The sequence below is a fragment of the Streptomyces sp. NRRL S-87 genome (genome assembly GCF_000719335.1).
Classification (GTDB): domain Bacteria; phylum Actinomycetota; class Actinomycetes; order Streptomycetales; family Streptomycetaceae; genus Streptomyces.
In genome coordinates, this window is the sequence record NZ_JOGB01000062.1 from 13,991 (window position 1) to 40,574 (window position 26,584).

Annotated in this window: 28 protein-coding genes; 10 read left to right on the top strand and 18 right to left on the bottom strand. The window is 73.2% G+C overall.

Annotated elements, in window-relative coordinates:
- Positions 1-126: 126 nt before the first annotated feature.
- The 3 genes from argS (at position 127) to IF43_RS0129470 (ending at position 4,154) form a co-directional block, all read left to right on the top strand.
- Entirely contained in the window at positions 127-1,926 is a 1,800-nt protein-coding gene (gene argS / locus IF43_RS0129460) for an arginine--tRNA ligase (RefSeq protein ID WP_030207574.1), read from the top strand.
- Positions 1,927-2,094: 168 nt separating this feature from the next.
- The gene (locus IF43_RS0129465; RefSeq protein ID WP_030207577.1) at positions 2,095-3,102 is read left to right on the top strand and encodes a GlxA family transcriptional regulator; all 1,008 of its coding nucleotides are present in this window, start codon (positions 2,095-2,097) and stop codon (positions 3,100-3,102) included.
- A 185-nt stretch (positions 3,103-3,287) separates the two neighbouring features.
- Positions 3,288-4,154 (top strand): MBL fold metallo-hydrolase, encoded by an 867-nt coding sequence (locus IF43_RS0129470; protein WP_078910558.1) that lies wholly within the window; start codon positions 3,288-3,290, stop codon positions 4,152-4,154.
- 65 nt (positions 4,155-4,219) lie between these two features.
- Here IF43_RS0129470 and IF43_RS0129475 read toward each other — a convergent pair whose 3' ends face one another.
- Complete coding sequence (locus IF43_RS0129475) at positions 4,220-4,753, bottom strand: CGNR zinc finger domain-containing protein (RefSeq protein ID WP_030207583.1); 534 nt, start codon at positions 4,751-4,753, stop codon at positions 4,220-4,222.
- Positions 4,754-4,779: 26 nt separating this feature from the next.
- On the opposite strand from IF43_RS0129475, the gene IF43_RS0129480 reads away from it, so the two are divergent.
- Complete coding sequence (locus IF43_RS0129480) at positions 4,780-6,162, top strand: MFS transporter (RefSeq protein ID WP_078910559.1); 1,383 nt, start codon at positions 4,780-4,782, stop codon at positions 6,160-6,162.
- 79 nt (positions 6,163-6,241) lie between these two features.
- Positions 6,242-6,397 (top strand): hypothetical protein, encoded by a 156-nt coding sequence (locus IF43_RS39975; protein WP_234332580.1) that lies wholly within the window; start codon positions 6,242-6,244, stop codon positions 6,395-6,397.
- Between the two features lie 53 nt (positions 6,398-6,450).
- On the opposite strand, the gene IF43_RS0129490 is transcribed toward IF43_RS39975, so the two are convergent.
- Positions 6,451-6,729 (bottom strand): DUF1876 domain-containing protein, encoded by a 279-nt coding sequence (locus IF43_RS0129490; protein ID WP_030207589.1) that lies wholly within the window; start codon positions 6,727-6,729, stop codon positions 6,451-6,453.
- A 69-nt stretch (positions 6,730-6,798) separates the two neighbouring features.
- Complete coding sequence (locus tag IF43_RS0129495) at positions 6,799-7,182, bottom strand: ATP-binding protein (RefSeq protein ID WP_324605140.1); 384 nt, start codon at positions 7,180-7,182, stop codon at positions 6,799-6,801.
- Between the two features lie 19 nt (positions 7,183-7,201).
- Here IF43_RS0129495 and IF43_RS0129500 point away from each other — a divergent pair, with 19 nt between their 5' ends.
- Positions 7,202-8,119, top strand: coding sequence for a helix-turn-helix transcriptional regulator (locus tag IF43_RS0129500; protein ID WP_234332581.1), 918 nt, complete (start codon positions 7,202-7,204; stop codon positions 8,117-8,119).
- Positions 8,116-8,295: a DUF397 domain-containing protein gene (locus IF43_RS0129505; RefSeq protein ID WP_030207601.1), complete on the top strand. Its 180-nt coding sequence runs from the start codon at positions 8,116-8,118 to the stop codon at positions 8,293-8,295. The genes IF43_RS0129500 and IF43_RS0129505 overlap by 4 nt, the downstream gene beginning before the upstream one ends.
- A 98-nt stretch (positions 8,296-8,393) precedes the next feature.
- Here IF43_RS0129505 and IF43_RS0129510 read toward each other — a convergent pair whose 3' ends face one another.
- The 7 genes from IF43_RS0129510 to IF43_RS0129540 form a co-directional block, all read right to left on the bottom strand.
- Positions 8,394-8,666 carry a DUF1876 domain-containing protein gene (locus IF43_RS0129510; protein WP_030207605.1) on the bottom strand — a complete coding sequence of 91 codons (273 nt, stop codon included), beginning with the start codon at positions 8,664-8,666 and terminating at the stop codon, positions 8,394-8,396.
- 106 nt (positions 8,667-8,772) lie between these two features.
- Complete coding sequence (gene hemB, locus IF43_RS0129515) at positions 8,773-9,774, bottom strand: porphobilinogen synthase (protein ID WP_030207608.1); 1,002 nt, start codon at positions 9,772-9,774, stop codon at positions 8,773-8,775.
- A gap of 142 nt (positions 9,775-9,916) precedes the next feature.
- Positions 9,917-11,584: a bifunctional uroporphyrinogen-III C-methyltransferase/uroporphyrinogen-III synthase gene (locus tag IF43_RS0129520; protein ID WP_030207611.1), complete on the bottom strand. Its 1,668-nt coding sequence runs from the start codon at positions 11,582-11,584 to the stop codon at positions 9,917-9,919.
- Entirely contained in the window at positions 11,581-12,597 is a 1,017-nt protein-coding gene (hemC, locus tag IF43_RS0129525) for a hydroxymethylbilane synthase (protein WP_051796401.1), read from the bottom strand. The genes IF43_RS0129520 and hemC overlap by 4 nt, the downstream gene beginning before the upstream one ends.
- Positions 12,594-14,360 carry a glutamyl-tRNA reductase gene (locus IF43_RS0129530; protein WP_030207626.1) on the bottom strand — a complete coding sequence of 589 codons (1,767 nt, stop codon included), beginning with the start codon at positions 14,358-14,360 and terminating at the stop codon, positions 12,594-12,596. Before IF43_RS0129530 ends, hemC begins: the two co-directional genes overlap by 4 nt.
- Positions 14,357-15,190 carry a redox-sensing transcriptional repressor Rex gene (locus IF43_RS0129535; protein WP_030207630.1) on the bottom strand — a complete coding sequence of 278 codons (834 nt, stop codon included), beginning with the start codon at positions 15,188-15,190 and terminating at the stop codon, positions 14,357-14,359. The genes IF43_RS0129530 and IF43_RS0129535 overlap by 4 nt, the downstream gene beginning before the upstream one ends.
- A 277-nt stretch (positions 15,191-15,467) precedes the next feature.
- Positions 15,468-15,746, bottom strand: coding sequence for a glutaredoxin family protein (locus tag IF43_RS0129540; protein WP_030207633.1), 279 nt, complete (start codon positions 15,744-15,746; stop codon positions 15,468-15,470).
- A gap of 216 nt (positions 15,747-15,962) precedes the next feature.
- On the opposite strand from IF43_RS0129540, the gene IF43_RS0129545 reads away from it, so the two are divergent.
- The 3 genes from IF43_RS0129545 to IF43_RS0129555 all read left to right on the top strand — a co-directional run bounded on the left by IF43_RS0129545 (position 15,963) and on the right by IF43_RS0129555 (position 19,612).
- Positions 15,963-16,913, top strand: coding sequence for an HAD family phosphatase (locus tag IF43_RS0129545; protein ID WP_030207637.1), 951 nt, complete (start codon positions 15,963-15,965; stop codon positions 16,911-16,913).
- A 450-nt stretch (positions 16,914-17,363) separates the two neighbouring features.
- Positions 17,364-18,158 carry an ECF subfamily RNA polymerase sigma factor, BldN family gene (locus IF43_RS0129550; protein ID WP_030207642.1) on the top strand — a complete coding sequence of 265 codons (795 nt, stop codon included), beginning with the start codon at positions 17,364-17,366 and terminating at the stop codon, positions 18,156-18,158.
- 215 nt (positions 18,159-18,373) lie between these two features.
- Positions 18,374-19,612, top strand: coding sequence for a DUF5667 domain-containing protein (locus IF43_RS0129555; RefSeq protein ID WP_030207645.1), 1,239 nt, complete (start codon positions 18,374-18,376; stop codon positions 19,610-19,612).
- 89 nt (positions 19,613-19,701) lie between these two features.
- On the opposite strand, the gene IF43_RS0129560 is transcribed toward IF43_RS0129555, so the two are convergent.
- The 8 genes from IF43_RS0129560 to IF43_RS0129590 form a co-directional block, all read right to left on the bottom strand.
- Positions 19,702-20,757, bottom strand: coding sequence for a lysophospholipid acyltransferase family protein (locus IF43_RS0129560; protein WP_030207648.1), 1,056 nt, complete (start codon positions 20,755-20,757; stop codon positions 19,702-19,704).
- Between the two features lie 2 nt (positions 20,758-20,759).
- Positions 20,760-21,782 (bottom strand): NAD-dependent epimerase/dehydratase family protein, encoded by a 1,023-nt coding sequence (locus tag IF43_RS0129565; RefSeq protein WP_030207650.1) that lies wholly within the window; start codon positions 21,780-21,782, stop codon positions 20,760-20,762.
- A 135-nt stretch (positions 21,783-21,917) separates the two neighbouring features.
- Positions 21,918-22,016: an AURKAIP1/COX24 domain-containing protein gene (locus IF43_RS39980; protein WP_003948845.1), complete on the bottom strand. Its 99-nt coding sequence runs from the start codon at positions 22,014-22,016 to the stop codon at positions 21,918-21,920.
- Positions 22,017-22,138: 122 nt separating this feature from the next.
- The gene (locus IF43_RS0129570; RefSeq protein ID WP_158939552.1) at positions 22,139-22,348 is read right to left on the bottom strand and encodes a helix-turn-helix domain-containing protein; all 210 of its coding nucleotides are present in this window, start codon (positions 22,346-22,348) and stop codon (positions 22,139-22,141) included.
- Between the two features lie 127 nt (positions 22,349-22,475).
- Positions 22,476-23,291: a phosphatase gene (locus IF43_RS0129575; RefSeq protein WP_030207657.1), complete on the bottom strand. Its 816-nt coding sequence runs from the start codon at positions 23,289-23,291 to the stop codon at positions 22,476-22,478.
- Between the two features lie 94 nt (positions 23,292-23,385).
- Positions 23,386-24,558 carry an acetoin utilization protein AcuC gene (locus tag IF43_RS0129580; RefSeq protein ID WP_199922801.1) on the bottom strand — a complete coding sequence of 391 codons (1,173 nt, stop codon included), beginning with the start codon at positions 24,556-24,558 and terminating at the stop codon, positions 23,386-23,388.
- Positions 24,509-25,759 (bottom strand): MFS transporter, encoded by a 1,251-nt coding sequence (locus IF43_RS0129585; protein ID WP_030207663.1) that lies wholly within the window; start codon positions 25,757-25,759, stop codon positions 24,509-24,511. Before IF43_RS0129585 ends, IF43_RS0129580 begins: the two co-directional genes overlap by 50 nt.
- Positions 25,760-25,802: 43 nt before the next feature.
- Entirely contained in the window at positions 25,803-26,450 is a 648-nt protein-coding gene (locus IF43_RS0129590; RefSeq protein ID WP_030207666.1) for an HAD family phosphatase, read from the bottom strand.
- Positions 26,451-26,584 lie beyond the last annotated feature (134 nt).

The window sequence follows — 26,584 nt, forward strand, 5'->3', positions numbered from 1 at the left end:
CGCGATGGGGTCGATGCCCCCGTGGGATACTCGTGAGGCCCGGCGTATACGTACGCGCACCCTGCGTGCCGTACGGGCGTCCGGGCGTACGGACGCTCACCCGCACTCTCACAGGAACGGCAGCCCATGGCCTCGGTCCCTTCCCTCGCCTCGATCGTCAACCAGCGCGTCGCGGACGCCCTCGCCTCCGCCCTGCCGGAGGCCGGTGCGGCCGACCCGCTGCTGCGACGAAGCGACCGGGCCGACTTCCAGGCCAACGGCATCCTGGCGCTCGCGAAGAAGGCGAAGGCCAACCCGCGCGAGCTGGCGACCACGGTCGTCGACGGCCTGGACAAGGGCGACGTGCTGGCCGAGGTCGAGGTCTCCGGCCCCGGCTTCCTCAACATCACCGTCTCCGACAAGGCGATCGTCGAGACGCTCGCGGCGCGCGCCGCGGACGCCCGGCTCGGCGTGCCCCTCAACGAGAACGCCGGCACGACGGTGATCGACTACGCGCAGCCGAACGTCGCCAAGGAGATGCACGTCGGCCACCTGCGGTCGGCCGTCATCGGCGCCGCGATGGTGGAGATCCTGCAGTTCACGGGCGAGAACGTGGTCCGGCGCCACCACATCGGCGACTGGGGCACGCAGTTCGGCATGCTCATCCAGTACCTGATGGAGCACCCGCACGAGCTGGACCACAAGGAGGGCGGCGCCGCGGACGCGGCGGACGCGGCGGTCACCGACGCCTCGGACGAGGCCGGCGAAGAGGCCATGTCCAACCTGAACCGCCTCTACAAGGCCTCGCGGGCCCTGTTCGACGCCGACGAGGAGTTCAAGACCCGGGCCCGGGCCCGGGTGGTGGACCTCCAGGCGGGCGACCCGGAGACCCTCGCCCTGTGGCAGCGGTTCGTGGACGAGTCGAAGATCTACTTCTACTCGGTCTTCAACAAGCTGGACATGGACATCCAGGACGAGGACATCGTCGGCGAGTCCGGCTACAACGACATGCTGGTGGAGACCTGCCGCCTGCTGGAGGAGTCGGGCGTCGCGGTCCGCTCCAACGGCGCGCTGTGCGTGTTCTTCGACGAGTACAAGGGCGTGGACGGCCAGCCGACCCCGCTGATCGTGCAGAAGTCGGACGGCGGCTTCGGCTACGCGGCCACCGACCTGTCGGCGATCCGCGACCGGGTGGGCAACCTGAAGGCGAACAGCCTGATCTACGTCGTGGACGCCCGGCAGTCCCTGCACTTCAAGATGGTCTTCGAGACCGCCCGCCGGGCCGGCTGGCTGAACGAGGACACCAAGGCCGTGCAGCTCGCCTTCGGCACCGTCCTCGGCGCCGACGGCAAGCCGTTCAAGACCCGTGAGGGCGAGACGGTGCGGCTGGTGGACCTGCTGGACGAGGCGATCGACCGCGCCTCGGCCGTGGTGCGGGAGAAGGCCCAGGACCTGACCGAGGCCGAGATCGCCGAGCGCGGCGCCCAGGTGGGCATCGGCGCGGTGAAGTACGCCGACCTGTCGACGTCCGCGGCCCGCGACTACAAGTTCGACCTGGACCAGATGGTGTCGCTGAACGGCGACACGTCCGTGTACCTCCAGTACGCGTACGCCCGTATCCAGTCGATCCTGCGCAAGGCGGGCGACGCCAAGCCGGTCGCGCACCCGGAGCTGGCGCTGGCGCCGACCGAGCGCGCGCTGGGCCTGCACCTGGACGCCTTCGGCGAGCTGATCGCGGAGGCGGCGGCGGACTACGCCCCGCACAAGCTGGCGGCGTACCTGTACCAGCTGGCGTCGCTGTACACGTCGTTCTACTCGGAGTGCCCGGTCCTCAAGGCCGACACCGCCGAGCAGGTCGAGAACCGCCTGTTCCTGTGCGAGCTGACGGCCCGCACGCTGCACCAGGGCGTGTCCCTCCTCGGCATCCGCACCCCCGAGCGCCTCTGACCACTCGGACCGGACGACGGCCTGACGACTGGACGACGACCGGTCACCAGGAGCCCGCGGCACCCGTGCCGCGGGCTCCCGCGCGTTCTGCCGCGACGCGCCCCGAAGGCCGGATGTGACAGGACCCGGTCATTGCGGCCATCCGCGTCCCGGCGGAATGATCGACGCATGCGCCCACCCCACCGCGTCGTGATCGTCGCCTTCCCCGGTGTCGAGCTGCTCGACGTCACCGGGCCGGCCGAGGTGTTCTCGGTCGCCACCCGGGTCGCCGCCGAGGGCCATCCGGGCTACGAGGTGCGGATCGCGACGCCCGACGGGCAGCCGGTGGTCACCTCCAGCGGCGTACGGCTGGTGGCCGACCTGGCGCTGGACGACGTGGCGCCCGGCGACGTGGACACCCTGCTGGTCTCCGGCGCCGTCCGGGTGGACGGCGCCGGCGTCGAGCCGGTCCTCGACGAGGCCGTCGTCGACTGGCTCCGCAGGTCGGCGGCCGGCCCCGAGCGCGTCGGCTCGATCTGCGCGGGGGCCCACCTCCTGGCCGCCGCCGGCCTGCTGGACGGCCTGCGGGCCACCACCCACTGGCTCACGGCGCCCCGCCTCGCCGCCGACCACCCCCGCGTGCACGTCGACCCGGACCCGATCTTCGTCCGAGCCGGCCGGGTGTGGACCTGCGCGGGCATCACGGCCGGGATGGACATGGCGCTCGCCATGGTCGCCGCCGACCACGGGCCCGAACTCGCCCTCGCCACCGCCCGGATGATGGTCATGTACGTCAAACGGTCCGGGGGACAGAGCCAGTTCAGCGTCCCCCTGACGGCCGCACCCGCTACCCCCGCCGACGCCGGGGCCACCCCCGCCGGCGACCGCATCGACGAGCTGCGCGGCTGGATCGGCGAGCACCTCACCGACGACCTCTCCGCCGACGCCCTGGCCGCCCGGCTGCACCTGAGCGTGCGCCACTTCTCCCGGCTCTTCCGCCGCCGTACGTCCACCACGCCGGCCGCCTACGTCGAGTCGGCCCGCCTGGAGGCGGCCCGCCGGCTCCTCCAGGACAGCGACCACGGCCTGCCGGAGGTCGCGGCCCTCAGCGGCCTCGGTTCGGTGGAGAGCCTGCACCGCTCCTTCCGGCGCCGCCTGGGCACGACCCCCGCCGAGTACCGCCGCCGCTTCCGCTAGCCGGACGCGCCGGGCGGCCCCGCCGCCACCCGTCCTCCTCCCCCGTCCCCCTCACCCGCCGCCCCGGACCGCCGCCCGCGCACGCACCGCCGCCGGGCGGACCTCCGCCGTGCCCGCGTAGCCCGTCCCCCTGTACCCCCGGCCGGCCGCGCGGCCGGCCCCGACTCCCCTCCGAGGAGCAGCACATGCCCCCGACCAAGGTCGTCCCCATCCCCGTCATGGGCCGCCACAACATCAACGCCTACCTGCTCCTGGGTCGCCGCCCCGTCCTCGTCGACGCGGGCACCCCCGGCAGCGGGCGCCTGATCCGCGACCGGATCGCGGCGCACGGCGTCGACCCCGCCGACCTCGCCCTGATCGTCCTCACCCACGGCCACATCGACCACTTCGGCTCCGCCGCCGAACTGCACCGGCTGACCGGCGCGCCGGTCGCGGGGCACGTCGCCGACCTGGGCCCGTACCGCACCGGCCGGGTCCGGGAACCGTACCTGCCGACCGGGCCGATGGGCCGCCTGATGGCCCGCAACCCCAAGCTGCACGTGCGAGCCGAGCCGATCGAACCCCAGGTGCTCGTCCGCGGCGAGAGCGACCTGGCGGACTTCGGCGTCGCGGCACGCATCGTGCCGACCCCGGGCCACACGGCGGGTTCCGTGTCCGTCCTCACCGACGGGGGCGACCTCGTGGCGGGCGACCTGATCGCCAACTCCTTCTTCGGCCTCGTCCGTGGCCGCCCGGCCAACCCGCCCTTCCACGACGACCCGCTGGCCAACCTCACCAGCCTGCGCGCGATGCTCGCCCTGGGCCCGACCGCCCTGCACGTCGGCCACGGCACCGCCCTGGACCCCGACCCGGTCCGCCGCTGGGCCGACCGCGAGCAGCGCCGTCTGACCCGCCGCGCGGCCTCGGGCCGCCTCCGCACCCGGACCGCGGCCGAGGCCGGGACCGGGACCGAAACCGGATCCGGGACCGGGACCGAGGCCGGGGCCGGGGCTGGGACCGGGACCGAGGCCGGGGCCGGGGCTGGGACCGGGACCGGGACCGGGGCTGGTTAGGGCTGGGGCCGGGACCTGACCACGACGCCGACCGCGCCGCCCTACGAGCCGCCCGCCCCACCTCCTCAGGCCGCCGCGCCCGCCGGGCGGCCCGCCCGGTGACGGCGTACCGCGTCGCGGTTGGCGCACCGGTGCGAGCAGTATCGGCGGCGCCCGGTGCGCGTCGTGTCCGCGAAGACCACGGCGCACTCGGCGACGGCGCACCGGCCGAGCCGGTGCATCCCGCGCCCGACCAGGTGCAGCGCGGTGCCGACGGAGATCAGCGTGGCCAGCAGCGCGGCGAGCGGCTGGTCGTCGTCGCGGTAGTGCAGGTGCCAGCCGTCGCCCGCGTGGTCGGTGAGCCGGGGGTATGCGGCGCCGGCGGCCAGCAGCAGGTTCAGCCGCCCGGCCCGCTCCGCCTCGTCGGCGGCGTCGACCACGCCCTCCCAGGCGTCCAGCAGCGCGAGCGTGCGGGCCAGGTCCCCGGGCCCGGCCGGGCCGTCCACGGCCAGGCCGGCGGCCCGGCAGCGGTCGAGCAGTTCCGCGGGGCTCGTCGGCCGCCGGTTGGCGAGTTCGGCGGCCAGGTTCACGGCATCCTCGCCGTAAGGGTTGAGGTGCATAAGACCATTACAGCAGTCTCGTGGTCATGAGTCACCCCACCGACGCACCACCCGCGAGCGACGGCACCACGACCCATGTACGGGCCTCCGCGCCCCCGTTGGCCCCCGCACCCGGCCCCACCGCCCCGCCCCCGTACCGCTGGGTGGTCCTCGGGGCCGCCACCTTCACCCAGGCCGCCTCCTGCTTCTTCGTCCAGGGCATCGGGCCCATGGCGGTCCCCCTCCAGCAGGCCCTCGACCTCACCGCCACCCAACTCGGCCTGCTCCTCTCCGCCACCCAACTGGTACCGCTGGTCGGGCTGTTGGCGGTCGGCGAGCTGCTGGACCGGTACGGCGAACGGTGGGTCGTCGGCATCGGCACCGGCGTGGTCGCCGCAGCGCTGCTCGCCGGCGGCCTGGCGCAGGGGTACGCGTCCCTGCTCGTGGTCCTCCTGGTGGTGGGCGCCGGGTACAGCACGGCCCAGCCCGGCGGCAGCAAGTCGGTGGCGGTGTGGTTCGGCCCGGAGCAGCGCGGCCTGGCCATGGGCGTCCGGCAGGCGGGCCTGCCCCTGGGCGGCGCGCTGGCGGCCGCGGTCCTGCCCGCCGTCGCCACGGCGTACGGCTGGCGGTCCGCACTGGTGGTCGGCGGCCTGACCGCCCTCGCGGGGGCCACCGCCTTCACCGCGCTCTACCGCCGACCGCCCGCCGCCCCACCCCTGGCGGCCGCCCCGCTCCCGGCCACCGCCCCGCCCTCCGGCACCATCCCGTCGACCCCCGCGACCCCCGCGACCGAACCTTCCGGCGTCCCCCCGACCCCGCCGCCGCGCCCGGCCGTCCACAGGCTGGGGATGCTGCGCGAGCCGGCGGTGCGGCGGGCCGTGCTCTCCGGCACCAGCATGGTCTCGGTGCACAGCGGCATCGGCGTGCTGGGTGCGCTGTACCTGCACGAGGTGACGTCCCTCGGGGCCGGCCCGGCGGCGGCGGTCCTCGTGGCGTCCCAAGGGGCGGGCGCGCTCGGCCGGATCGCCCTGGCGGCCTGGAGCGACCGCAGCCGCGCCGGCCGCTTCCGCCCCGTACGGACCTCGATGATCGCGGCGCTGGCCGGACTCGCGGCCCTGGCCACACCGCTCGGGCACTCCCCCTGGGTGGCCGCCGCCGCCCTCACCTGGCTCGGCTTCTTCGGGATCGGTTGGTACGGCCCCTGGGTGGCGTACCTCGCCGAGGCCGCCCCACCGGGCCGGACCGGCTTCGCCCTCGGCCTGGTGATGGCCGTGAACCAGGTGGCCGTCATCCTGGTCCCGCCCGCCCTCGGCCTCCTGCTCGACGCCACCGGCGGCTTCACCCCCGCGTGGGCGGCCCTCGCCGCCGTGACGGCGGCGGCCCTGGCCGCCACCGCCCGCGACGGCCGGGCCGGGGCCGGGAGCCCGTAGGCGAAGCCCCGTACGCCCGGCCGACGAGTCAGGCCGCTTCTACGGGGGGATCGGGGCCTACCGGTTCCGGCACCGCCACGTGGCGATCCTGCTCGCCGGCGCCCCCGACCCCGACCAGGCCGCCCACGCCCTGCTCGCCCCGCTGGCGGCCGACCACGTCGCCGCGCTCCTGCCGGAGCTCGGCGAGCAGCGGATGCGCGCCGGCCTGCTCCGCCTCGCCCGATCGACGGGGTGAGCCGGCCCGCCCCCGAGGGGCCGGGCCGGCTCACCCGCGGAGCGCGGAACCGGTCACCCGTTGATCGGGTACGAGTGCTTGCCCGTCGCCTCGTCGATCTCCGTGTGCGCCTTCTCCAGGAGCTGCGACGCGAGATCCATCAGCGCCCGCGCGCCCGCGATCTCCTCCCCGACCCTCAGCTGCTCCGGGTCGGAGGGGTGGCGCAGGGCGTAGCCGCGCGCCTTGAGTTCCGTGCCGTCGCCGAGCCTGAGGAGGCAGGCCGCGCTGGTGCGGTGCCCCTCGTCCACGAACTCGGTCTCGACGTGCCATCCGATGTGCTGGTGCTCAGACATGCCACATCACCTCCACCGCTCCCCCCTCCCAGGGTGCGGCCGCCCCCGCCGTTCCGCCATCCCCGGCCGTCACACGTCGAACTCGCACCAGACCGCCTTCCCCGGCGACCTCGGCACCGCCCCCCACCGGTCGGCGACCCCCGCGACGACCACCAGCCCCCTCCCGGCCCCCACCCGCAGCCGCGACAGCCCGGGCCCGCTGTCGTGGACCTCGACGCGGACGACGCCCTCGAAGCGCAGCATCCGCAGCCGGTACCCCCGCCCCGGCGGCACCCCGTGCCGCAGCGCGTTGGTCGCCAGCTCGCTCACGCAGAGCGACACGTCGTGCCTGCGCCGCCCGACTCCCCACGCGTCGAGCGTCTCCACGGCGAAGTCCCGCGCAGCCCGCACGGTTTGGCGGGAGCGGGGGTAGAACCGGTCCCTCATCAGGGCGGGTTGAGTCTCAAGGTTCACGAGGCGATCGTCGCGGTGCGTGACTAGCGTTGTGCAGTGCGCCGACCCGTACCACTTGGTTGGTACGGGTCAGTACGGGTACATCGCCGGTGCAGGTGGGGAGTTCCGATTCATGCCGCCGAGGAAACGTGTAGCTAAGAACGGCACCGCTCTCAAGATGATCGGAGCGCAGGTGGCCATTCTCCGCAAGAAGAAGAACCTGACCCAGAAAGCGCTGGGTCACGAGGTCTCCCTGGACGGAGAAACGGTCGCCTCCATCGAACAAGGCAGACGCCCCCTGATGCCGGACGCTGCGGAACGGATGGACCTGGTCCTGGAGACGGGCGGGCTCTTGGCGGCGGCCGTTGCCTTCCTTCCCGCGGTGGATCAAATCCCGGTATGGGCCGAGGCGTTCATCGACCTCGAACGCGAGGCCGTCAGCATGTCGTCGTACGAGAACCAAGTCATTCCGGGCCTGCTGCAGACAGCGGAGTACGCCCGCGCCGTCTTCACCAACGAGATTCCGGCGCTCAGCCAGCGGAAGATCGATGAGCGCGTCGAAACCCGCTTGGAGCGTCAGGCGATCCTGTATCGCGAGGATCCACCCGGCCTCAGCTACGTTATCGCCGAAGCCGCGCTGCTCGACCAGCTCGGCGGCCGCGACGTGTACCGGGCGGCGCTCCGCCATCTACGCTCATGCGCCGACCTCCACGGCATCTCCATCCAGATCATGCCGCTCGGACGCCGGACACACGCCGGACTCTCCGGCCCCTTCGTTCTGATCGAGACGCCGGATCTCCAGCAACTTGCATACGCCGAGACGCAACGCGGCAGTCAGCTCATCTCCGACCGCAACGAGGTCAGCATCCTGTCCCGCAAGTATGCGATGCTGCGAACTCAGGCCTTCAACCCGGAAGAGACGAAGGGCCTGTTGGACAGGTTGCTAGGAGAGCGATGAGCACCGCACTGACGTGGTTCAAGTCCAGCTACAGCACCGAACAGGGCGGCAACTGCGTCGAAGTGGCCACCACCCCCACCACCATCCACGTCCGGGACTCGAAGGCCGCCGACGGCCCCGTCATCGACCTCGCCCCCGCCGCCTGGGCGGCGCTGACCGGCTGGGTCGGCCGGTAGCGCACCCCGAGGGGGCCCGCTGCCTGGTCTTCCGCGGAGACGGCGACGGCCCGGGCCGTCGGCCCCGGGCCGTCGTCTTCGGACACCCGCTTCCGCCGCTACCGGCTGATCGGGTACGAGGTCCGCCCCGACGCGCCGTCGATCTCGTCGTGCGCCTTCGTGAGCAGCTGCTCCTTCAGGTCGTTCAACGCACGCGCCGCCGCGATCTCCTCACCCACCCGCGGCTGATTGCCGTCCGACGGGTGGCGGCTCGCGTAGCCGCGCGAGCGCAACTCGCTGCCGTCGGGCAGCCGGACCAGGGCCGCCGCGCGGGTGTGCTTGCTGTCCTCCTGGAACTCCATGTCGACGTGCCATCCCACGGCATCCTTCATGGCGATCACCTCCGGGCCACCACGGATCCTGGCCGGGCCCCGGGCCCGGCCGCTGATTCCAGCGTGCACCCGCGACCGCACGCCCGCACGGCACGCGCTTCCCGGCTCAGCGCTCCCGGCGCAGCCAGCCCGCGACCTCGGTCGCCCAGTAGGTGAGGATCGTGTCCGCACCGGCGCGCTTGATGCCGGTCAGCGTCTCCAGGATGGCCCGGTCGCGCTCGACCCAGCCCTTCTCCGCGGCGGCCTCGATCATCGCGTACTCGCCGCTGATCTGGTACGCCGAGACCGGCACGTCCACGGCCTGTGCCACCCGGTAGAGGATGTCGAGGTACGGGCCCGCCGGCTTGACCATGACCATGTCCGCGCCCTCCTCCAGGTCGAGGGCGAGCTCGCGCAGGGACTCCTTGGCGTTGGCCGGGTCCTGCTGGTAGGTCTTGCGGTCGCCCTGCAGCGAGGAGGCGACCGCCTCGCGGAAGGGGCCGTAGAAGGCGGAGGAGTACTTGGCCGTGTAGGCGAGGATCGACACGTCCTCGTGGCCGGTCTCGTCGAGGGCGTCGCGGATGACGCCGACCTGGCCGTCCATCATGCCGCTCGGGCCCACCACGTGGACGCCCGCGTCGGCCTGGACCTGGGCCATCTCGGCGTACCGCTCCAGGGTGGCGTCGTTGTCGACCCGGCCGTCCGCGTCCAGGACGCCGCAGTGACCGTGGTCGGTGTACTCGTCCAGGCACAGGTCCGACATGATCACCAGGTCGTCGCCGACCTCGGCCTTCACGTCGCGGATGGCGAGCTGGAGGATGCCGTCCGGCTCGGTGCCGGCGGTGCCCAGGGCGTCCTTGTTCTCGTCCGCCGGGACGCCGAAGAGCATGATGCCGGCGACGCCCGCCTCGACCGCCTCGGCGGCGGCCTTGCGGAGGGTGTCGCGGGTGTGCTGGACCACACCCGGCATGGCCTTGATCGCCAGCGGCTCGCTGATGCCCTCGCGCACGAAGGCCGGGAGGATCAGGTCGGCCGGGTGCAGGCGGGTCTCGGCGACCATCCGCCGCATCGCGGGGGTGGTGCGCAGGCGGCGGGGCCGCGAGCCGGGGAAGGATCCGTACACGCTCATGTTCAGTTCGCCTCTGGGTGGATTCGAAGCTGGCGCTTCAAGCGTAGGGCCCGGGAGGCTGCCGCCAGCCTCCCGGGCCCTTCTCGAACTCGCCATGCGGCGCCGTCACGCGCCGTGCGCGGCCCTAAGCAGCCGGCAGCCGTCACGTGGTCCGCCGCCGCCGCGCGCCGGGGCGCCGCTCGCTCGGCCGGGCGACCGTCTCGCCGGCCTCCTTGGCCGCCTCGCGGCGGGCCGCACCGTACTCGGCCAGCGCCTCCGCCAGCTTCGAGACCGAGGGCTCGGGCGACAGGACGTCCACCCGCAGGCCGTGCTCCTCGGCGGTCTTCGCCGTGGCCGGGCCGATGCAGGCGATGACGGTGACGTTGTGCGGCTTGCCGGCGATGCCGACCAGGTTCCGCACGGTCGAGGACGACGTGAAGAGAACGGCGTCGAAGCCACCGCCCTTGATCGCCTCGCGCGTCTCCGCCGGCGGCGGCGAGGCCCGCACGGTGCGGTACGCCGTGACGTCGTCGACCTCCCAGCCCAGCTCGATCAGGCCCGCCACCAGCGTCTCCGTGGCGATGTCGGCGCGCGGCAGGAAGACGCGGTCGATCGGGTCGAAGACCGGGTCGTACGGCGGCCAGTCCTCCAGCAGCCCGGCCGCGGACTGCTCGCCGCTCGGCACCAGGTCCGGCTTGACGCCGAATTCGACCAGGGCGGCGGCGGTCTGCTCGCCCACCGCGGCGACCTTGATGCCCGCGAAGGCGCGCGCGTCGAGCCCGTACTCCTCGAACTTCTCGCGCACCGCCTTCACCGCGTTGACCGAGGTGAAGGCGATCCACTCGTAGCGGCCGGTGACCAGGCCCTTGACCGCCCGCTCCATCTGCTGCGGCGTGCGCGGCGGCTCGACGGCGATGGTCGGCACCTCGTGCGGCACCGCGCCGTAGCTGCGCAGCTGGTCGGAGAGCGAGGCGGCCTGCTCCTTGGTGCGCGGCACCAGCACCCGCCAGCCGAACAGCGGCTTCGACTCGAACCAGGCGAGCTCGTCGCGGCGGGCGGTCGTGGAGTGCTCCCCGACCACGGCTATGACGGGCTGGTGGCCCTCGGGCGAAGGCAGCACCTTGCCCTGCTTGAAGACCTGCGCGATCGAACCCAGCGTGGCGGTCCAGGTGCGCTGCCGGGTCGTCGTACCGGCCACCGTGACGGTCAGCGGGGTGTCGGGCTTGCGGCCGGCCGTGACCAGCTCGGTCGCGGCCGCCGCCACGGTCTCCAGCGTCGCGGACACGACGAGGGTGCCGTCGCTGGCGCCCACCTCGGTCCAGCAGCGGGCCGAGGCGGTACGGGCGTCCACGAAGCGGACGTCCGCACCGTGCCCGTCGCGCAGCGGCACACCCGCGTACGCCGGCACGCCGACGGCGGTCGCGACACCGGGCACCACCTCGAAGGGGATGCCCGCGGTCGCGCAGGCGAGCATCTCCTCGGCGGCGTTGCCGTCGAGACCGGGGTCGCCGGTGACGGCACGGACGACCCGCCTGCCGGTCCGCGCGGCCTCCATGACAAGATTGGCGGCATCGCGGATCACCGGGACTCCGGCGGCTGCTGACGTCTCGTCAGCGACCGTCAGCTGCGGCGTGTCGACCGCTGCCCGCGCGTGCGTGCGTACGACGTCGAGCACCTCGGGCTCCGCGATCAGTACGTCCGCGGCGGCGAGGGCCTCGACCGCCCGCAGCGTGAGCAGTCCCGGGTCGCCGGGGCCGGCACCGAGGAAGGTGACGTGCCCGTGGGCCGCGACCGCCGGAAAAGCGGAGGTGGTGGAAGGTGTGGGGCTCAAAGTGCTCGCTCCCCCATCAGACCGGCCGCGCCCTTGGCCAGCATCTCGTCCGCGAGTTCGCGGCCGAGCGCCATCGCCTCGTCGTACGACTGGGGCACGGGACCGGTGGTGGACAGCTGCACCAGCGTCGAGCCGTCGGTGGTGCCGACGACGCCGCGCAGGCGCATTTCGGTGACATCCCCGCCGTTCCCGTGGGGCAGCAGGTCCGCGAGCGCGCCCACGGGTGCGCTGCAGCCTGCCTCCAGGGCGGCGAGCAGGGAACGCTCGGCGGTGACGGCGGCCCGGGTGTGCGGGTCGTCGAGCTGCGCGAGCGTGGCGGCGAGGTCCGCGTTGGCCGCGGTGCACTCGATCGCCAGGGCGCCCTGACCGGGCGCGGGCAGGACGTTGTCGACCGACAGGTGGTCGGTCGCCTCGGCACTGCGGCCGATGCGGTTCAGGCCGGCGGCGGCCAGCACGACCGCGTCCAGCTCGCCGTCCCGCACGTATCCGATGCGGGTGTCGACGTTGCCGCGGATCGCGACGGTCTCGATCGACTTGCCGAGCTGGCGGGCGTAGTGGTTGAGCTGCGCCATGCGGCGCGGCGACCCGGTGCCCACACGGGCGCCGTCGGGCAGCTGCTCGAAGGTCAGGCCGTCGCGGGCGACCAGCACGTCGCGCGGGTCCTCGCGGCGCGGCATGGCGGCGATGACCAGCTCGGCGGGCTGCGCGGTCGGCAGGTCCTTGAGGGAGTGCACCGCGAAGTCCACCTCGTCGCGCAGCAGGGCGTCGCGCAGGGCGGTCACGAAGACGCCGGTGCCGCCGATCTGCGCGAGGTTCTCGCGGGAGACGTCCCCGTACGTGGTGATCTCGACGAGCTCGACCGGCCGGCCGGTGAGGGCGCGCACGGCATCGGCGACGTGCCCGGACTGGGCCATGGCCAGCTTGCTGCGCCGCGTCCCGAGACGCAGCGGCCGCTGCTCCCCGGCCGCGGCCCCGACGTCCTGGGCGGGATTCGCTGACTTCGCTGAGTTCATGATGCTGCCGGTCCTGTGTTCTTGACGCGGCTGACGGCGGCGACCGTCTCCGGGTCGAGGTCGAAGAGTTCCCGCAGGGCGTCGGCGTACCCGGCGCCGCCGGGCTCGCTGGCGAGCTGCTTGACCCGCACGGTGGGCGCGTGCAGGAGCTTGTCGACGACGCGGCGGACGGTCTGGGTGACCTCGGCCCGCTGCCGCTCGTCGAGTTCGGGAAGCCGCCCGTCGAGCCGGGCCACTTCACTGGCGACCACCTCGGCCGCCATCGCGCGCAGCGCGACGACGGTGGGGGTGATGTGCGCGGCCCGCTGGGCCGCTCCGAAGGCGGCCACCTCGGCGGCCACGATCGCCTTGACCTGGTCGACGTCGGCCGCCATGGGCGCGTCGGCGGAGGCCTCGGCGAGCGACTCGATGTCCACCAGCCGTACGCCGGCCAGGCGGTGCACGGCGGCGTCCACGTCGCGGGGCATGGCGAGGTCGAGCAGCGCGATCCGCACCGCCCCACCGCCCTGGCCGCCCTGCTGCGGGACGGTGGCCCGCCGGACGGCCTGCCGCCCGGTGGCCTCGGCCCGGTCGGCCCAGGCGCCGTGCAGCTCCAGCGAGGTGGCGTCCACCCCGGCGATCGCGGCCCGGCCGCTGGCGCCGGGCGCCAGGTCCACGGGGCAGGCGTCGACGTCGGCGCTCGCGCCCGTACCGGCCGCCAGCGTCCGCGCCGCACCCGCGTCGGCGAGCCGCCCGAGCCGCGCCGCGGCCTCGGCGAGCCGCGCGACGACCTGCGGGTCGGCGTCGACGGTGACCCCCGCGGAGGGGGTCCGGGGCGCACGGTCGGCGCCCGGGACGGCCGGGAGGGACTGGACGGACACGGTTCCCGCGGGGCTTCCGGCACCGGCCGCGCCGGCCGCACCGGCCGCACCGGGCGCCACCGCGCCGACGGAATCGCGCTCCGCCAGGGCGGCGGCGATGTCGTCGGCGGTCAGCACCAGACCGGTCGCCCCTGTGCAGGAGACGGCCACGTCGACTCGTGTCAGTTCGCGCGCGACGGCGTCCATGGCGACCGCCCGCGCGGCCACCTTCTCGCCCAGGATCTCCACCAGCCGCTCCGCGCGCTCCAGCGTGCGGTTGGCGACCACGACCTCGGCCACGCCCGCCCGCGCGAGCGTCGCCGCGGCCAGCGAGGACATCGAGCCGGCGCCGATGACCAGCGCCCGCTTGCCCGCGGCCCAGGCCTCGACCGGCACGCCCGTGGAGAGCTGCTCCAGGCCGAACGTGACCAGCGACTGGCCCGCCCGGTCGATGCCGGTCTCGGAGTGCGCGCGCTTGCCGACCCGCAGGGCCTGCTGGAAGAGGTCGTTGATCAGGCGCCCGGCGGTGTGGAGTTCCTGCCCCAGCGCGAGCGCGTCCTTGATCTGGCCGAGGATCTGGCCCTCGCCCACGACCATCGAGTCCAGGCCGCACGCCACCGAGAACAGGTGGTGCACCGCCCGGTCCTCGTAGTGCACGTACAGGTAAGGGGTGAGCTCCTCCAGCGCCACGCCGCTGTGCTGGGCGAGCAGCGTGGACAGCTCGGCGACGCCGGCGTGGAACTTGTCCACGTCCGCGTACAGCTCGATGCGGTTGCAGGTGGCGAGGACCGCCGCCTCCGTCGCCGGCTCGGCGGCCAGCGTGTCGTGCAGCAGCTTCGCCTTCGCGTCCACGGACAGCGAGGCCCGCTCCAGCACGCTCACGGGCGCGCTGCGGTGGCTCAGCCCTACGACGAGCAGACTCATGCCGGCATCACCGCCGGGACGTCGCCCTCGGGGCCGCCGGAGGCGGCGGAGGCCGAGGCCTTGCGGGCACCGGCGCGCGCCGCACCGGCCGCGGCCTCCACGGCCGCGGCGCCGGAACCGGCAGCGGCGCCGGAACCGGCAACCGGGCCGGCGGCCGCCGCCGGCTCCTCGCCGGCCTTGCGCTGCTCGTGGAACGCGAGGATCTGCAGCTCGATGGAGAGGTCGACCTTGCGCACGTCCACGCCCTCGGGCACGGACAGCACGGTCGGCGCGAAGTTCAGGATGGAGGTCACACCCGCGGCGACGAGCCGGTCGCAGACCTGCTGCGCCGCGCCGGCGGGGGTGGCGATGACACCGATGGAGACGCCGTTCTCCTCGATGATCTTCTCCAGCTCGTCGGTGTGCTGCACCGCGATGCCGGCCACCGGCTTCCCGGCCATCGCCGGGTCCGCGTCGATGAGCGCGGCCACGCGGAAGCCGCGGGAGGCGAACCCGCCGTAATTGGCCAGGGCCGCGCCGAGGTTACCGATACCGACGATCACGACCGGCCAGTCCTGGGTCAGGCCGAGCTCGCGGGAGATCTGGTAGACGAGGTACTCGACGTCGTAGCCGACACCGCGGGTGCCGTAGGAGCCGAGGTACGAGAAGTCCTTGCGCAGCTTCGCGGAATTGACGCCCGCGGCGGCCGCGAGCTCCTCCGAGGAGACCGTGGGCACCGAGCGCTCGGAGAGCGCGGTGAGGGCCCGCAGATACAGCGGGAGCCGGGCGACGGTGGCCTCGGGAATGCCTCGGCTGCGGGTCGCCGGTCGGTGATTTCGGCCAGTTGCCACGATGCTCCTGCGGGATGAGCGGGGCTGTGGGCGGTCGCTTGTCCCATGACCGCCCCGTCGACAGCAGGCTATGTCTTTGTGAACGCGTGCACAAAGATTGTGTCCAATTTGTCCGACCAAAGTGATGGGGGTCACGCGCTCCGGGCGCACGCGCCGGGAACTGCGCGCCACCCCCAGGCGTCCTGGTCCGGGTGGGGTCACCCCCCGGCGGACGCGACCGGCCCGGCCCCCGTCCACGCCCCGCCCGGACAGCCGTCCCCCGCCCGGGTCGGCCCGCTCAGCCCACCAGGGCCTTGCGCAGCCGCTCCGGGTTCACCCGCCAGAAGGTGTGCTGCTCGCCGTCGACGAGCACCACCGGGATCTGCTCCCAGTGCTTGCGGTACAGCTCCTCGTCCTGGGTGATGTCCTTCTTCTCCCAGGAGGCGCCGGTCTCCGCGCACACCTCCTCCACCACCGCCTGTGCCTCGTCACACAGGTGGCAGCCCGGCTTCCCGACGAGCGTGACCATCCGCTCCCCGGGGGCCTTCTTTTCCTTACGGCGCAGCAAAGGGCTCATACGGCCATTCTCGCCCGGCGTCTCCCGTCCACGCCTCGAAGCCCCCGCAGGGCCGTCCCGTGGTGTGTGGGGGCCCACACACCACGGGACGGCCCCACGAAGCGAGCCGACCCCCCACCCCCTCCCCGCCCCCCGTAACACCGCCGCCCCGCACTGTTCACGCCCCCGCATCCGGACCGTTCGGGGAGACCCGAACACAGTGGCTATCCTCACCTCATGGCCGCTCTGGACTGGCTCACCCCTCGTAAGCGCCCCGCGACCGCACGGAGCGTGCTCGCAGGCGAGGCCTCTGCCGAGGCCGCGCGCAAGACCTCGCGCGAACTGGCGCGGGAAGAGGAGAGAGAAGCGCAGGAAACGGAGGGGGGCGCCGAGGAACCCGAGTTCCCCGTCGTCGGCGACGAACACGCCGCCGCCTTCTTCGACCTCGACAACACCGTCATGCAGGGCGCGGCGATCTTCCACCTGGGCCGCGGCCTCTACAAGCGCGAGTTCTTCCGCCGCCGCGAACTGGCCCGCTTCGCCTGGCAGCAGGCCTGGTTCCGGGTCGCCGGCGTCGAGGACCCCGACCACATGCAGGACGCGCGCGACAGCGCCCTGTCCATCGTCAAGGGCCACCGGGTCAGCGAACTGACGGACATCGGCGAGGAGATCTACGACGAGTACATGGCCGAGCGGATCTGGCCGGGCACCCGCGCCCTGGCGCAGGCCCACCTCGACGCCGGCCAGCGGGTCTGGCTCGTGACCGCGGCCCCCGTCGAGACGGCCACGATCATCGCCCGCCGCCTGGGCCTGACCGGCGCGCTGGGCACGGTCGCCGAGTCCGTCGACGGGGTCTACACGGGCCGCCTGGTGGGCGAACCGCTGCACGGGCCCGCGAAGGCCGAGGCGGTACGCGCGCTCGCCGCCGCCGAGGGCCTCGACCTCGCGCGCTGCGCCGCGTACAGCGATTCGCACAACGACATCCCGATGCTGTCGCTGGTCGGACATCCGTACGCGATCAATCCCGACACAAAACTGCGCAAGCATGCCCGGGCCCACGACTGGCGCCTGCGCGACTATCGGACCGGCCGCAAGGCGGCCAAGGTCGGCATCCCCGCGGCCGCCGGCGTCGGCGCGCTGGCGGGCGGCACGGCGGCCGCGGTCGCCCTGCACCGCCGCCGCAAGTAGCGCTCCGCGCCGCCCCGGAGGGCGAACGCGCCCGCCCAGAACGGCGAACCGGCCCGTCCCGGGCCTGCGACCCCGCGCGCCCCGGCCCCCCACCGCGAGGGGCCGGGGCGCGCTGCGCATTCCCCCACCACTACCCCCACACCCCCCGCAGGACACGCGGGGCACACGGGTGCTTTCCCCACGGCCACAACACGCCCTGGAAGCAGCCATTCCGCGCGCAGAAGCGATCACCAATCGATCATCAACAGCGACTGAATATGCCCTGGACACGCAACAGAAATGTCGGAATCGATGATTTGAGCAACTGGGTGTAGCGCTGCCTGTACGAAGCGTTATTCTCCTCAAACGCATACGGGCACCCCTGCGTCACCACCCGCCGGTCGGCGCGGTGGCCGGTCAACGGAACAGGCCCGCACTGCACGTGATGGAAGCTCTGCCTCTGGGAGTCCCGTGTACCCACCTGTCGGGGTTGACGCCTCGGGCCTGGCTACGCTGCGCGCAACGGTCCTCGGCCACCTGCGCGGCTTCGTCCCCACCGCGTACGCCGTCCCCGCCCTCGCCGCCGCGGTTCCTGCGGGAGCCGGCCTCGCCGGCCCCTGCTACGCCCTGGCCGACGGCGGGGCGACCGTGGGCAGACGAGGCCGGTCCGGTGCCGGCACGACCACGTCGGCCGCCCGCCGCCCCACCGCGGACAGCGACAGCGCCCGCATGATGGACCTGGTCGAGCGCGCCCAGAACGGCGAGGCCGAGGCCTTCGGCCGCCTCTACGACCAGTACAGCGACACGGTGTACCGCTACATCTACTACCGGGTCGGCGGGAAGGCGACGGCGGAGGACCTCACCAGCGAGACCTTCCTGCGCGCCCTGCGCCGCATCTCCACCTTCACCTGGCAGGGCCGTGACTTCGGCGCATGGCTCGTGACGATCGCGCGCAACCTGGTGGCCGACCACTTCAAGTCCAGCCGGTTCCGGCTGGAGGTCACCACCGGCGAGATGCTCGACGCCAACGAGGTCGAGCGCTCCCCCGAGGACTCCGTCCTGGAGTCGCTCTCCAACGCGGCCTTGCTGGAGGCCGTACGCAAACTGAATCCGCAGCAGCAGGAATGCGTGACCCTGCGCTTCCTGCAGGGCCTGTCGGTCGCCGAGACGGCCCGGGTGATGGGCAAGAACGAGGGGGCCATCAAGACCCTCCAGTACCGAGCGGTGCGCACCCTGGCCCGACTGCTCCCGGACGACGCCCGCTGATCCCAACTCCCTACCGGTGACCTCTGTATGACGTTGTGGTCCGATCATCCTTCGTCCGTAACCCAAGTGCCGCGCCGCTCGTTGTGCGGAATGCAGGCTCCCTGTGGACAGGCCGTATCCGGGGATCCTCACTCGAAAGAGTGGGTTTCCACTGGACACGCAACCTTCCCGACCCTCACGGGAGTCGATCGTCATGACGAGAGGAGGTGCCGCCAGTGATCGCGAACGTTTCGGCGCACCGGCGGGCGAACGCCTTCGCCCAGGCCCTGGAGGATCAGGCTCCGGCCGATCCCGCGGAGGCGGCGGCCGAGCAGCCCGAAGCGCCTGCCGACACGGCTGAACCGGCCGATTACGCCCGGATGTTGGCCTTGGCGGACGCACTCGGCACACTGCCGCGCCCGCAGTTGGACGCGGAGGTCAAGGTGGTGCAGCGAGCGCAGCTCATTGCCGCCATGGAGACCATGGTCATGGAGGGGACGGTCGGAGCCGGTGCTTCGGCGGACCCTCACGTGCCCGAACAGCGGACCGGCCGTGGGGCCCACCGGGCCACCCCGCTCCGGAAGTTGCGGCCCCGCTCCCGCTGGTCGAAGGGCATCGCTGCGGGCGGACTCACCGTCGGTGTGGCCGCCGGGGCCTTCAGCGGAGTGGCCGCTGCCAGTACCGACGCACTGCCGGGTGACTCGCTCTACCCGGTCAAGCGCGGCATGGAGGACCTCAGACTCGGGATGGCCGACGGCGACGCCGACCGCGGCGAGCTCTACCTCGACCAGGCCTCGACCCGGCTCTCCGAGGCCCGCCGGCTCATGGAGCGCGGCCGCTCCGGGACGCTCGACCACGAGCACCTCGGCGAGGTCCGGCGGGCGCTGGCGGACGTGAAGCACGACGCCGAGGAAGGCCACCGGCTGCTGCACGCCGAGTACGAGCGGGACGGCAAACTCGGCCCGATCCAGGCGCTGTCCTCGTTCTCCCGGCAGCACCGCGAGGCGTGGGGGCAGCTCCGCGAGAAGCTCCCGCCCCAGCTCACCGACGTGGGCGACGAGGTGAACTCGGTCTTCGACGCCATAGACGACGAGGTCGAGCCGCTGCAGTCCATGCTGCCGCGGCCCCCGGAGCAACCCCGCTCCGCCAAGTCCGGAGGCGGTGGTACGGCGGACAAGGGCACGTCCCGGACCGGTACGGACACCCGCCCGGGCCCGGCCGCCAGCGCCCCGCCCGGCGAGAACGGCCGGCCGGCCTCGCCGCACCCCGGCGGCGGGGACGGCGGCACCGACGGCGACGACGGCAGCCCCGAGGACCCGATCACCGGGGGCGTCGGCGACCTGCTCGACCCGCCCGACGACGGGACCACGCCCAGCCCGACGAACCCGGCGACCACCAAGCCGGAGATCACCCTCCCGCCCATCCTGCCCGGCATCCTCCCGGGCCTGGGCATCAGCGGCGAGGACGCGAGGTAGCACCACCCCCGGAGGCCGGGACCGCCCCACGGCGGCCCCGGCCTCCGGCACGCTCCGCGCAGCGGCCCCGGAGACGGGGCCACGGCCCGTCAGAAGAAGACCGACCTCCGCTGCACCAGCAGCTTGTACAGCGTGTGCTGGATCTGCTCCCGCACCTGGTCCGTCAGGTTGAACATCAGCATCGGATCCTCCGCCGCGTCCCGCGGATACCCGTCCGTGGCGATCGGCTCCCCGAACTGGATCGTCCACTTCGTCGGCAGCGGCACCGCCCCCAGCGGCCCCAGCCACGGGAACGTCGGCGTCACCGGGAAGTACGGCAGCCCCAGCAGCCGCGCCAGCGTCTTCGCGTTCCCGATCATGGGGTAGATCTCCTCCGCCCCCACGATCGAGCACGGCACGATCGGCGTCCCGGCCCGCAGCGCCGTCGAGACGAACCCGCCCCGCCCGAACCGCTGCAGCTTGTACCGGTCCCCGAACGGCTTCCCTATCCCCTTGAAGCCCTCGGGCATCACGCCCACCAGCTCCCCCGCCTCCAGCAGCCGCTGCGCGTCCTCCGCGCACGCCAGCGTGTGCCCCGCCTTCCGGGCCAGCTCGTTCACCACCGGCAGCATGAACACCAGGTCCGCCGCCAGCAGCCGCAGGTGCCGCTGCTCCGGATGCCGGTCGTGCACCGCGACCTGGAGCATCAGCCCGTCCAGCGGCAGCGTCCCCGAGTGGTTCGCGACGATCAGCGCCCCGCCCTTCGCGGGGACGTTCTCGATGCCCTTCACCTCGACCCGGAAGTACGTGTCGTACAACGGCCGCAGGAGCGACATCAGCACCGAGTCCGTGAGCTCCTTGTCGTACCCGAACTCGTCGACCTCGTACTCGCCCGTGACCCGGCGCCGCAGGAACGCCAGCCCGCTCGCCAGCCGCCGCTCCCACTCCGGCCCCGCCCCCGCCCCGCCAGGAGCCCGGGAGGCCGTCTCCGGGGCTTCGGGCGCCTCGCCCTGGGCGGGCAACTCCGGCGCCACCGCGACGGACTGCGCCTCCCGCTCCGCGGCCCCCCGGCGCGGCGCGGACGCGGTCGCGCCACGCCGTCGCTGCGCGCGCCCGCGCGGCCGCTCCCGGTCCTCGTCGAACGGGATCACCTTGGCATCGGCCATGACTACAGCGCCCCTCTCAGGCGGTCGACCGTACGTCCCAGCGCCTCCGGCGGCAGCAGCCCCGGCCCGCGGCTCCGCGCGAAGTCCGCGAAGGTCTCGGCCGTCGTGTAGGCGGGCTGGAACCCCAACACGTCCCGCATCTGCGTGGTCTGCACGACCCGCCCGTGCGTGAGCAGCCGGATCTGCTCCGCGGAGAAGTCCGTCATCCCCACCGTGCGCAGCGCCTGGCCGACCCAGGTCACCGCGGGCAGCAGCAGCGGCACCGTGGGCCGCCCGAGCCGCCGCGAGCACTGCGACAGCAGCAGCACCCCGTCCCCCGCGATGTTGAACGTGCCGCTGTTGAGGCTGCCGCGCCGCGGCTCGCCGGCGGCCAGTTCCAGGACGTCCACCACGTCGTCCTCGTGGACGAACTGCAGCCGCGGGTCGTAGCCCAGCACGGTCGGCAGCACCGGCATCGAGAAGTACTCGGCCAGCGGCGAGTCCGCGCGCGGCCCCAGGATGTTCGCGAACCGCAGCATGCACACCGCCACGTCCGGGCGCCGCCGGGCGAAGCCCCGTACGTACCCCTCGACCTCGACGGTGTCCTTGGCGAAGCCGCCGCCGGGCAGCGCCTTGGGCTGCGTGGTCTCCGTGAAGACCGCCGGGTCGCGCGGCGCGGCCCCGTACACGTTCGTGCTCGACTTCACGACCAGCCGGCGTACCGTCGGGGACTTCTGGCAGGCGCCCAGCAGCTGCATCGTCCCGATGACGTTGGCCTCCTTCACCGCGGTGCGGCCGCCGCCGCCCAGCGGGGTGGCCGTGACCGCCAGGTGGACGACCGTGTCGACCGCGTGCTCGGCGAGGATCCGGGCGATCGCCGGCTGCCTGATGTCGGCCTGCACGAACTCCGCCGAGCCGAGCCGCTGGCGCGGTGGCACGGCGTCCACCGCGATCACCCGGGACACCCCGGGGTCCCGTTGCACCCGTCTGACGAAGCGGCTCCCGAGCTGCCGGGCAGCCCCGGTCACCAGCACGACCTTCCCCAAAGTCAGCGCCTCCCCATCGTTGCCGTACCCGGCTGCGTACGCGGCGTACAGGGGCCCTTATACACCCGGAAACACACCGGGGCCCCTCCACCACAGGATGGCGGAGGGGCCCCGGAGAACACGTACAGACGCCGTTTACTTCTTGTTACGACGCTGGACGCGGGTGCGCTTGAGCAGCTTGCGGTGCTTCTTCTTGGCCATCCGCTTGCGCCGCTTCTTGATAACAGAGCCCACGACTACCCTCGCTCACTTCTTCTCACTCGGTGCGGGGCGTCTGGGCCCACACGACCTACGTCGGCCTAGCCTACCCGCCTGAGCGTCGAGCTTGTAATCCGAGGGTCACCCGGGGGTCTCCGTCAGGCCGTCTCCACCCCCACGTAGGACTCCCTGAGGTACTCGTGGACCGCGTTTTCGGGCACCCGGAAGGACCGGCCGACCCTGATCGCGGGCAGATGGCCGTTGTGCACCAGGCGGTACACGGTCATCTTCGACACTCGCATCACCGAGGCGACCTCCGCCACGGTCAGGAACTGAACCTCACTGAGAGGCCTCTCGCCAGCAGCCATGACACACCTGAACCTTCCGCGCATGACGGGCACCGGCTTCCCCTCCGGTTACTCCTCGTCGCCGCGCGCTCACTCCCAGGGTAGGGGCGGATGATACGAGTGGGGAAGAGGAGTAGCGGCCACGGGATCAGGCCGACAGACTCGCCCGATTGAGTACATAGCGAGCGAGCGGACGGTAGTAGTCCGAGCGCACGGCGTCATCAAGCGGAACCGTGACCGACACCCTCCCCTCGGCCTCCCCCACGAACAGCGCCGGATCATCCGTATCGGCCAGCCCGAGCGTCTCGAAACCCAGCTGACCTGCACCGCAGACCCAGCCGTGATCTCCCACCACGAGCGCCGGCAGCGGCCCGCCGGCCTCCGCCAACGCCCCCAGCGCGTACCGAACCGGGAGCGGCGAGTGGGTGTGCGCGCCGGGCGCACTTCCGGCCGTGCGCGATCCCGGCTCGCGCACGAGACCTACGCCGCGTACGTAATCGAGGGTGTGCCCGCGTACGCCGAAACGGGTGGTGACGTCGACGGGCGCGCCCTGCGCGGGGGTGAGGACAACACATCCCGCCGCCGACAGGGCCTCCGCCAAACTGCCGTAGAACGCCAGGAGACGGTGCGGGTGACCGGTTCCGAACAGCACGGGCGCCCGCGCCGCCGCAGCCTGCCGTAACCGCCTCGCGAACGCGTCGAGTCCGGCCAACGTCAGCTCCGGATCGATCACGTCCGGCCCGCTGACCAGGCCGGGGTCCGCCGAGACCCCGCACTTGTCGGCCATCAGCCGCAGCAGGTCGCCCTCGCCCCAGCCCCACTCCGGGTCGAGCCCCAGCAGCGCCCGCGGATCCCGTGCCGCGAACAGCCGGTAACTGCGCAGGCTGTCCTCACGGGAGGTCGCCACGGGCCCGGCCAACCGGGCGGCCAGCAGATGCGCACGCAGCGCGCCGGTGCTCAACACCCCTCCGATGCTGCCGCGCCCCCACCGGTGTCAGGGCCAAAACCCCGGATACTCCCCACACTTGGGCTAAAAAACGGCGGGCCTCAGGCGGGCCTCAGGCCAGCAGCCCCCGCAGCGGGAACACGGCGCGCCGCGTGGCGAGCACCGCCTGGTCGATCCGGTCCGCCGGGTCGTAACCGGCCTCCCAGTCACGCCAGCTGACGGACCGCCCGTCCGTCATCCGCGCCGGTGCGAGCTGCCGCGTCCGCGCGTACACCTCGTCGCGCCACGACGCCGGCACGGCGGTCGCCGGATCGACGGGCCGGTGCGCCGCGATCCCCACCAGGTGCGTCCACGACCGCGGTACGACCTCCACGACCGCGTACCCGCCGCCGCCCAGCGCCACCCACCGCCCGCCGGCGTGCTCGTGCGCCAGCCGGTGGCAGGCCTCCTGGACCTCCCGCTGCGCGTCCAGGGACACCGCCAGGTGCGCCAACGGGTCCTCGAAGTGCGTGTCGGCCCCGTGCTGGGTCACCAGCACCTGCGGCCGGAACTCCGCCAGCAGCTCCGGCACCACCGCGTGGAAGGCCCGTACCCAGCCCTCGTCACCGGTCCCGGCCGGCAGCGCCACGTTCACCGCCGTGCCCTCGGCCGCACCCGGCCCGCCCGTCTCCTGGGGCCAGCCGGTCTGCGGGAACAGCGTCCGCGGGTGCTCGTGCAGGGAGACGGTCATGACCCGGGGGTCGTCCCAGAAGGCCGCCTGGACCCCGTCCCCGTGGTGGACGTCCACGTCCACGTACGCCACCCGCTCCGCGCCCAGCTCCAGCAGCCGGGCGATCGCGAGCGCCGCGTCGTTGTAGATGCAGAAGCCGGCCGCCCCGCCCGGCATCGCGTGGTGCAGCCCGCCGGCGAAGTTCACGGCGTGCTCGGCCTCACCGCGCCACACGGCCTCGGCGGCGGCCACCGACTGCCCGGCGATCAGGGCGGAGGCCTCGTGCATGCCGCGGAAGGCCGGGTCGTCCATGGTGCCCAGCCCGTACGAGCCGTCGGCGGCCCCGGGATCGGCGGAGACCTCCCGCACGGCGGCCACGTAGTCCTCCCGGTGGACCAGCCGCAGGGTCGAGTCCCCCGCCGGCCTGGCGGCCCGCACCGCCATCTCCCGGTCCAGCCCGAAGGCGCGGACCAGGCCCATGGTCAGCGCCAGGCGCACCGGGTCCATCGGATGGTTCGGTCCGAAGTCATACCCCGTTACCGCCTCGTCCCACATCAACAACCCGCGGCCGCTCATGCCCGCCACCGTATCGGGCTCCCTCCGCGCCGAACGAGCGGGCATGGACCAGAGTGACGAGGACCAGGGCCATCGGCACGAGCATGGCGCCGCGGTAGCTCCAGGCGTCGCCCAGGGCGCCGACGAGCGGGGAGCCGACCAGGAAGCCCACGTAGTTGAAGATGTTCAGCCGCGCGATCGCGGCGTCGGAGGCGCCGGGGAAGAGCCGGCCCGCGGCGGCGAAGGTCTGCGGCACGATCACGCACAGCCCCAGCCCGAGGAGGGTGAAGCCGACCATGCCGGTCCACGCCCCGGGCGCCGCGGCCACCACCGCGAACCCGGCGGCCGCGACCAGCGTGCCGGCCCGGACGACGGCCACCGCCCCGAAGCGGCGCACGCCGAGGTCCCCGACGGCCCGGCCGAGCAGCGTCGTCACCATGTACACGTTGTAGGGGACGGTCGCCAGCTGCTCGGAGCTGCCGAGGACGTCCTGGAGGTACTTGGCGCTCCAGTTCGCGACGGTGGAGTCGCCGATGTACGCGCAGGCCATGACGAGGCACAGCGGCAGCAGCAGCCGGAACACGAGGGCGGAGCCGGCCGGGGCGGGGGCGTCCCCGTCGGGAGCGTCCCCGGTGACAGGCGGCGCCCCCTGCCCGGCGCCCTGCTGGTCGACGTACCACCGGGACCCGAGGAGGGCCGCGGGCAGCAGGAGCACCACGGCCGGGAGGTAGGAGGCGAACAGCGACAGGTGCCAGTGCGCCCCGGCCCAGGCCGCGGAGGCCCCGACGATCCCGCCGAGGCTGTACGCGGCGTGGAAGCCCAGCATGATGCTGCGGCCGTAGTCGCGCTGGAGGCTCACGCCGAGCATGTTCATGGACGCGTCGAGCCCGCCGACCGCCAGGCCGAACGCGCCCAGCGCCAGCGCCACCTGCCACATCCCGGACCCGGCACCGACGCCCAGGAGGGCGAGCAGCACCAGGGGCTGCGTCCAGCGCAGGACCCGGCTCGGCGGGACGCTCCGCACCAGCTTCTCGGTGGCGACGCTGGAGGCTCCCGCCAGGACGGGCACGGCGGCCAGGAAGAGCGGCAGCAGGCCGTCGGATATGCCGTACCGGTCCTGGATGGCGGGGATCCTCGTCACGAGGAGCGCGAAGGTGACCCCCTGGGCGAAGAAGCTGAGACCCAGGGAGGCCCTGCCGCGGCGCAGGCGCACGTCAGTCATGGCCGCACAGCGTAGGGCCCGTGCCTACCGGTGGGTAGATGGATCACACGGCGAGTTTGGGCAGCAGCTCGTCCATCGCGCCGAAGTACCCGGTCGCCCCGGCGAGCCGCTCGGCGGGGGTCATCGCCGTGAACGCGTACACGTCCATGCCGGCGGCCACGGCGGCCTGGACGCCGAGCCCGCTGTCCTCGACGACGACGCAGCGCTGCGGTGCGACTCCCATGCGCGCGGCGGCGTGCAGGAACAGGTCGGGGGCGGGCTTTCCCTTGCCGACGTCCTCGGCGCTGAAGACGCGGGCGTCGTCGAAGAACTCGCTGAGCCCCGCGCTGCGGTGCCCGACCCGGATGCGCTGGTGGCTCCCGGAGGAGGCGAGGCAGTAGGGGATCCCGCGCTCGGCCAGCTCCGTCAGGACCTGACGTGCCCCCTGCACGGCCTTGAGCTCGCGTTCGAAGGCCGCGAACACCCGGCCGTGGAAGACCTCGTCGAAGTCGTCCGGCAGCCGCTGCCCGGTCCGCTCGAGGACGAGGTCGTGGATGCGGTGCATCGCGGACCCCATGTAGTCGCGCAGGGAGTCCTCGTAGCTGGTGGGGTGGCCCAGCTCGGTCAGGTAGCCGGCCAGGATGCGGTTCGAGATCGGCTCGCTGTCGACCAGCACGCCGTCGTTGTCGAAGATGACGAGTTCATAGCCCATGACCCCGACCCTAAAGGTACGGGGATCACCGGCCCGTAAACGCAGAAAAGCCCCGCACCAGAAGGTGCGGGGCTTTCCCACAATGATTGTTCGGCGGCGTCCTACTCTCCCACAGGGTCCCCCCTGCAGTACCA

Coding starts and splice junctions, on each gene's coding strand:
- IF43_RS0129475 (WP_030207583.1), bottom strand. CDS start 4,753: ATGCACCTCAACCCTTACGGCGAGGATGCCGTGAACCTGGCCGCCGAA.
- hemB (WP_030207608.1), bottom strand. CDS start 9,774: ATGAGCGTGTACGGATCCTTCCCCGGCTCGCGGCCCCGCCGCCTGCGC.
- IF43_RS0129585 (WP_030207663.1), bottom strand. CDS start 25,759: ATGACTGACGTGCGCCTGCGCCGCGGCAGGGCCTCCCTGGGTCTCAGC.
- hemC (WP_051796401.1), bottom strand. CDS start 12,597: ATGAACTCAGCGAAGTCAGCGAATCCCGCCCAGGACGTCGGGGCCGCG.
- IF43_RS0129480 (WP_078910559.1), top strand. CDS start 4,780: ATGAGTCACCCCACCGACGCACCACCCGCGAGCGACGGCACCACGACC.
- IF43_RS0129580 (WP_199922801.1), bottom strand. CDS start 24,558: ATGAGCGGCCGCGGGTTGTTGATGTGGGACGAGGCGGTAACGGGGTAT.
- IF43_RS0129510 (WP_030207605.1), bottom strand. CDS start 8,666: ATGAAGGATGCCGTGGGATGGCACGTCGACATGGAGTTCCAGGAGGAC.
- IF43_RS0129545 (WP_030207637.1), top strand. CDS start 15,963: ATGGCCGCTCTGGACTGGCTCACCCCTCGTAAGCGCCCCGCGACCGCA.
- IF43_RS0129470 (WP_078910558.1), top strand. CDS start 3,288: ATGCCCCCGACCAAGGTCGTCCCCATCCCCGTCATGGGCCGCCACAAC.
- IF43_RS0129465 (WP_030207577.1), top strand. CDS start 2,095: ATGCGCCCACCCCACCGCGTCGTGATCGTCGCCTTCCCCGGTGTCGAG.
- IF43_RS0129530 (WP_030207626.1), bottom strand. CDS start 14,360: ATGAGTCTGCTCGTCGTAGGGCTGAGCCACCGCAGCGCGCCCGTGAGC.
- argS (WP_030207574.1), top strand. CDS start 127: ATGGCCTCGGTCCCTTCCCTCGCCTCGATCGTCAACCAGCGCGTCGCG.
- IF43_RS0129560 (WP_030207648.1), bottom strand. CDS start 20,757: ATGGCCGATGCCAAGGTGATCCCGTTCGACGAGGACCGGGAGCGGCCG.
- IF43_RS0129490 (WP_030207589.1), bottom strand. CDS start 6,729: ATGTCTGAGCACCAGCACATCGGATGGCACGTCGAGACCGAGTTCGTG.
- IF43_RS0129590 (WP_030207666.1), bottom strand. CDS start 26,450: ATGGGCTATGAACTCGTCATCTTCGACAACGACGGCGTGCTGGTCGAC.
- IF43_RS0129505 (WP_030207601.1), top strand. CDS start 8,116: ATGAGCACCGCACTGACGTGGTTCAAGTCCAGCTACAGCACCGAACAG.
- IF43_RS0129570 (WP_158939552.1), bottom strand. CDS start 22,348: ATGGCTGCTGGCGAGAGGCCTCTCAGTGAGGTTCAGTTCCTGACCGTG.
- IF43_RS0129540 (WP_030207633.1), bottom strand. CDS start 15,746: ATGAGCCCTTTGCTGCGCCGTAAGGAAAAGAAGGCCCCCGGGGAGCGG.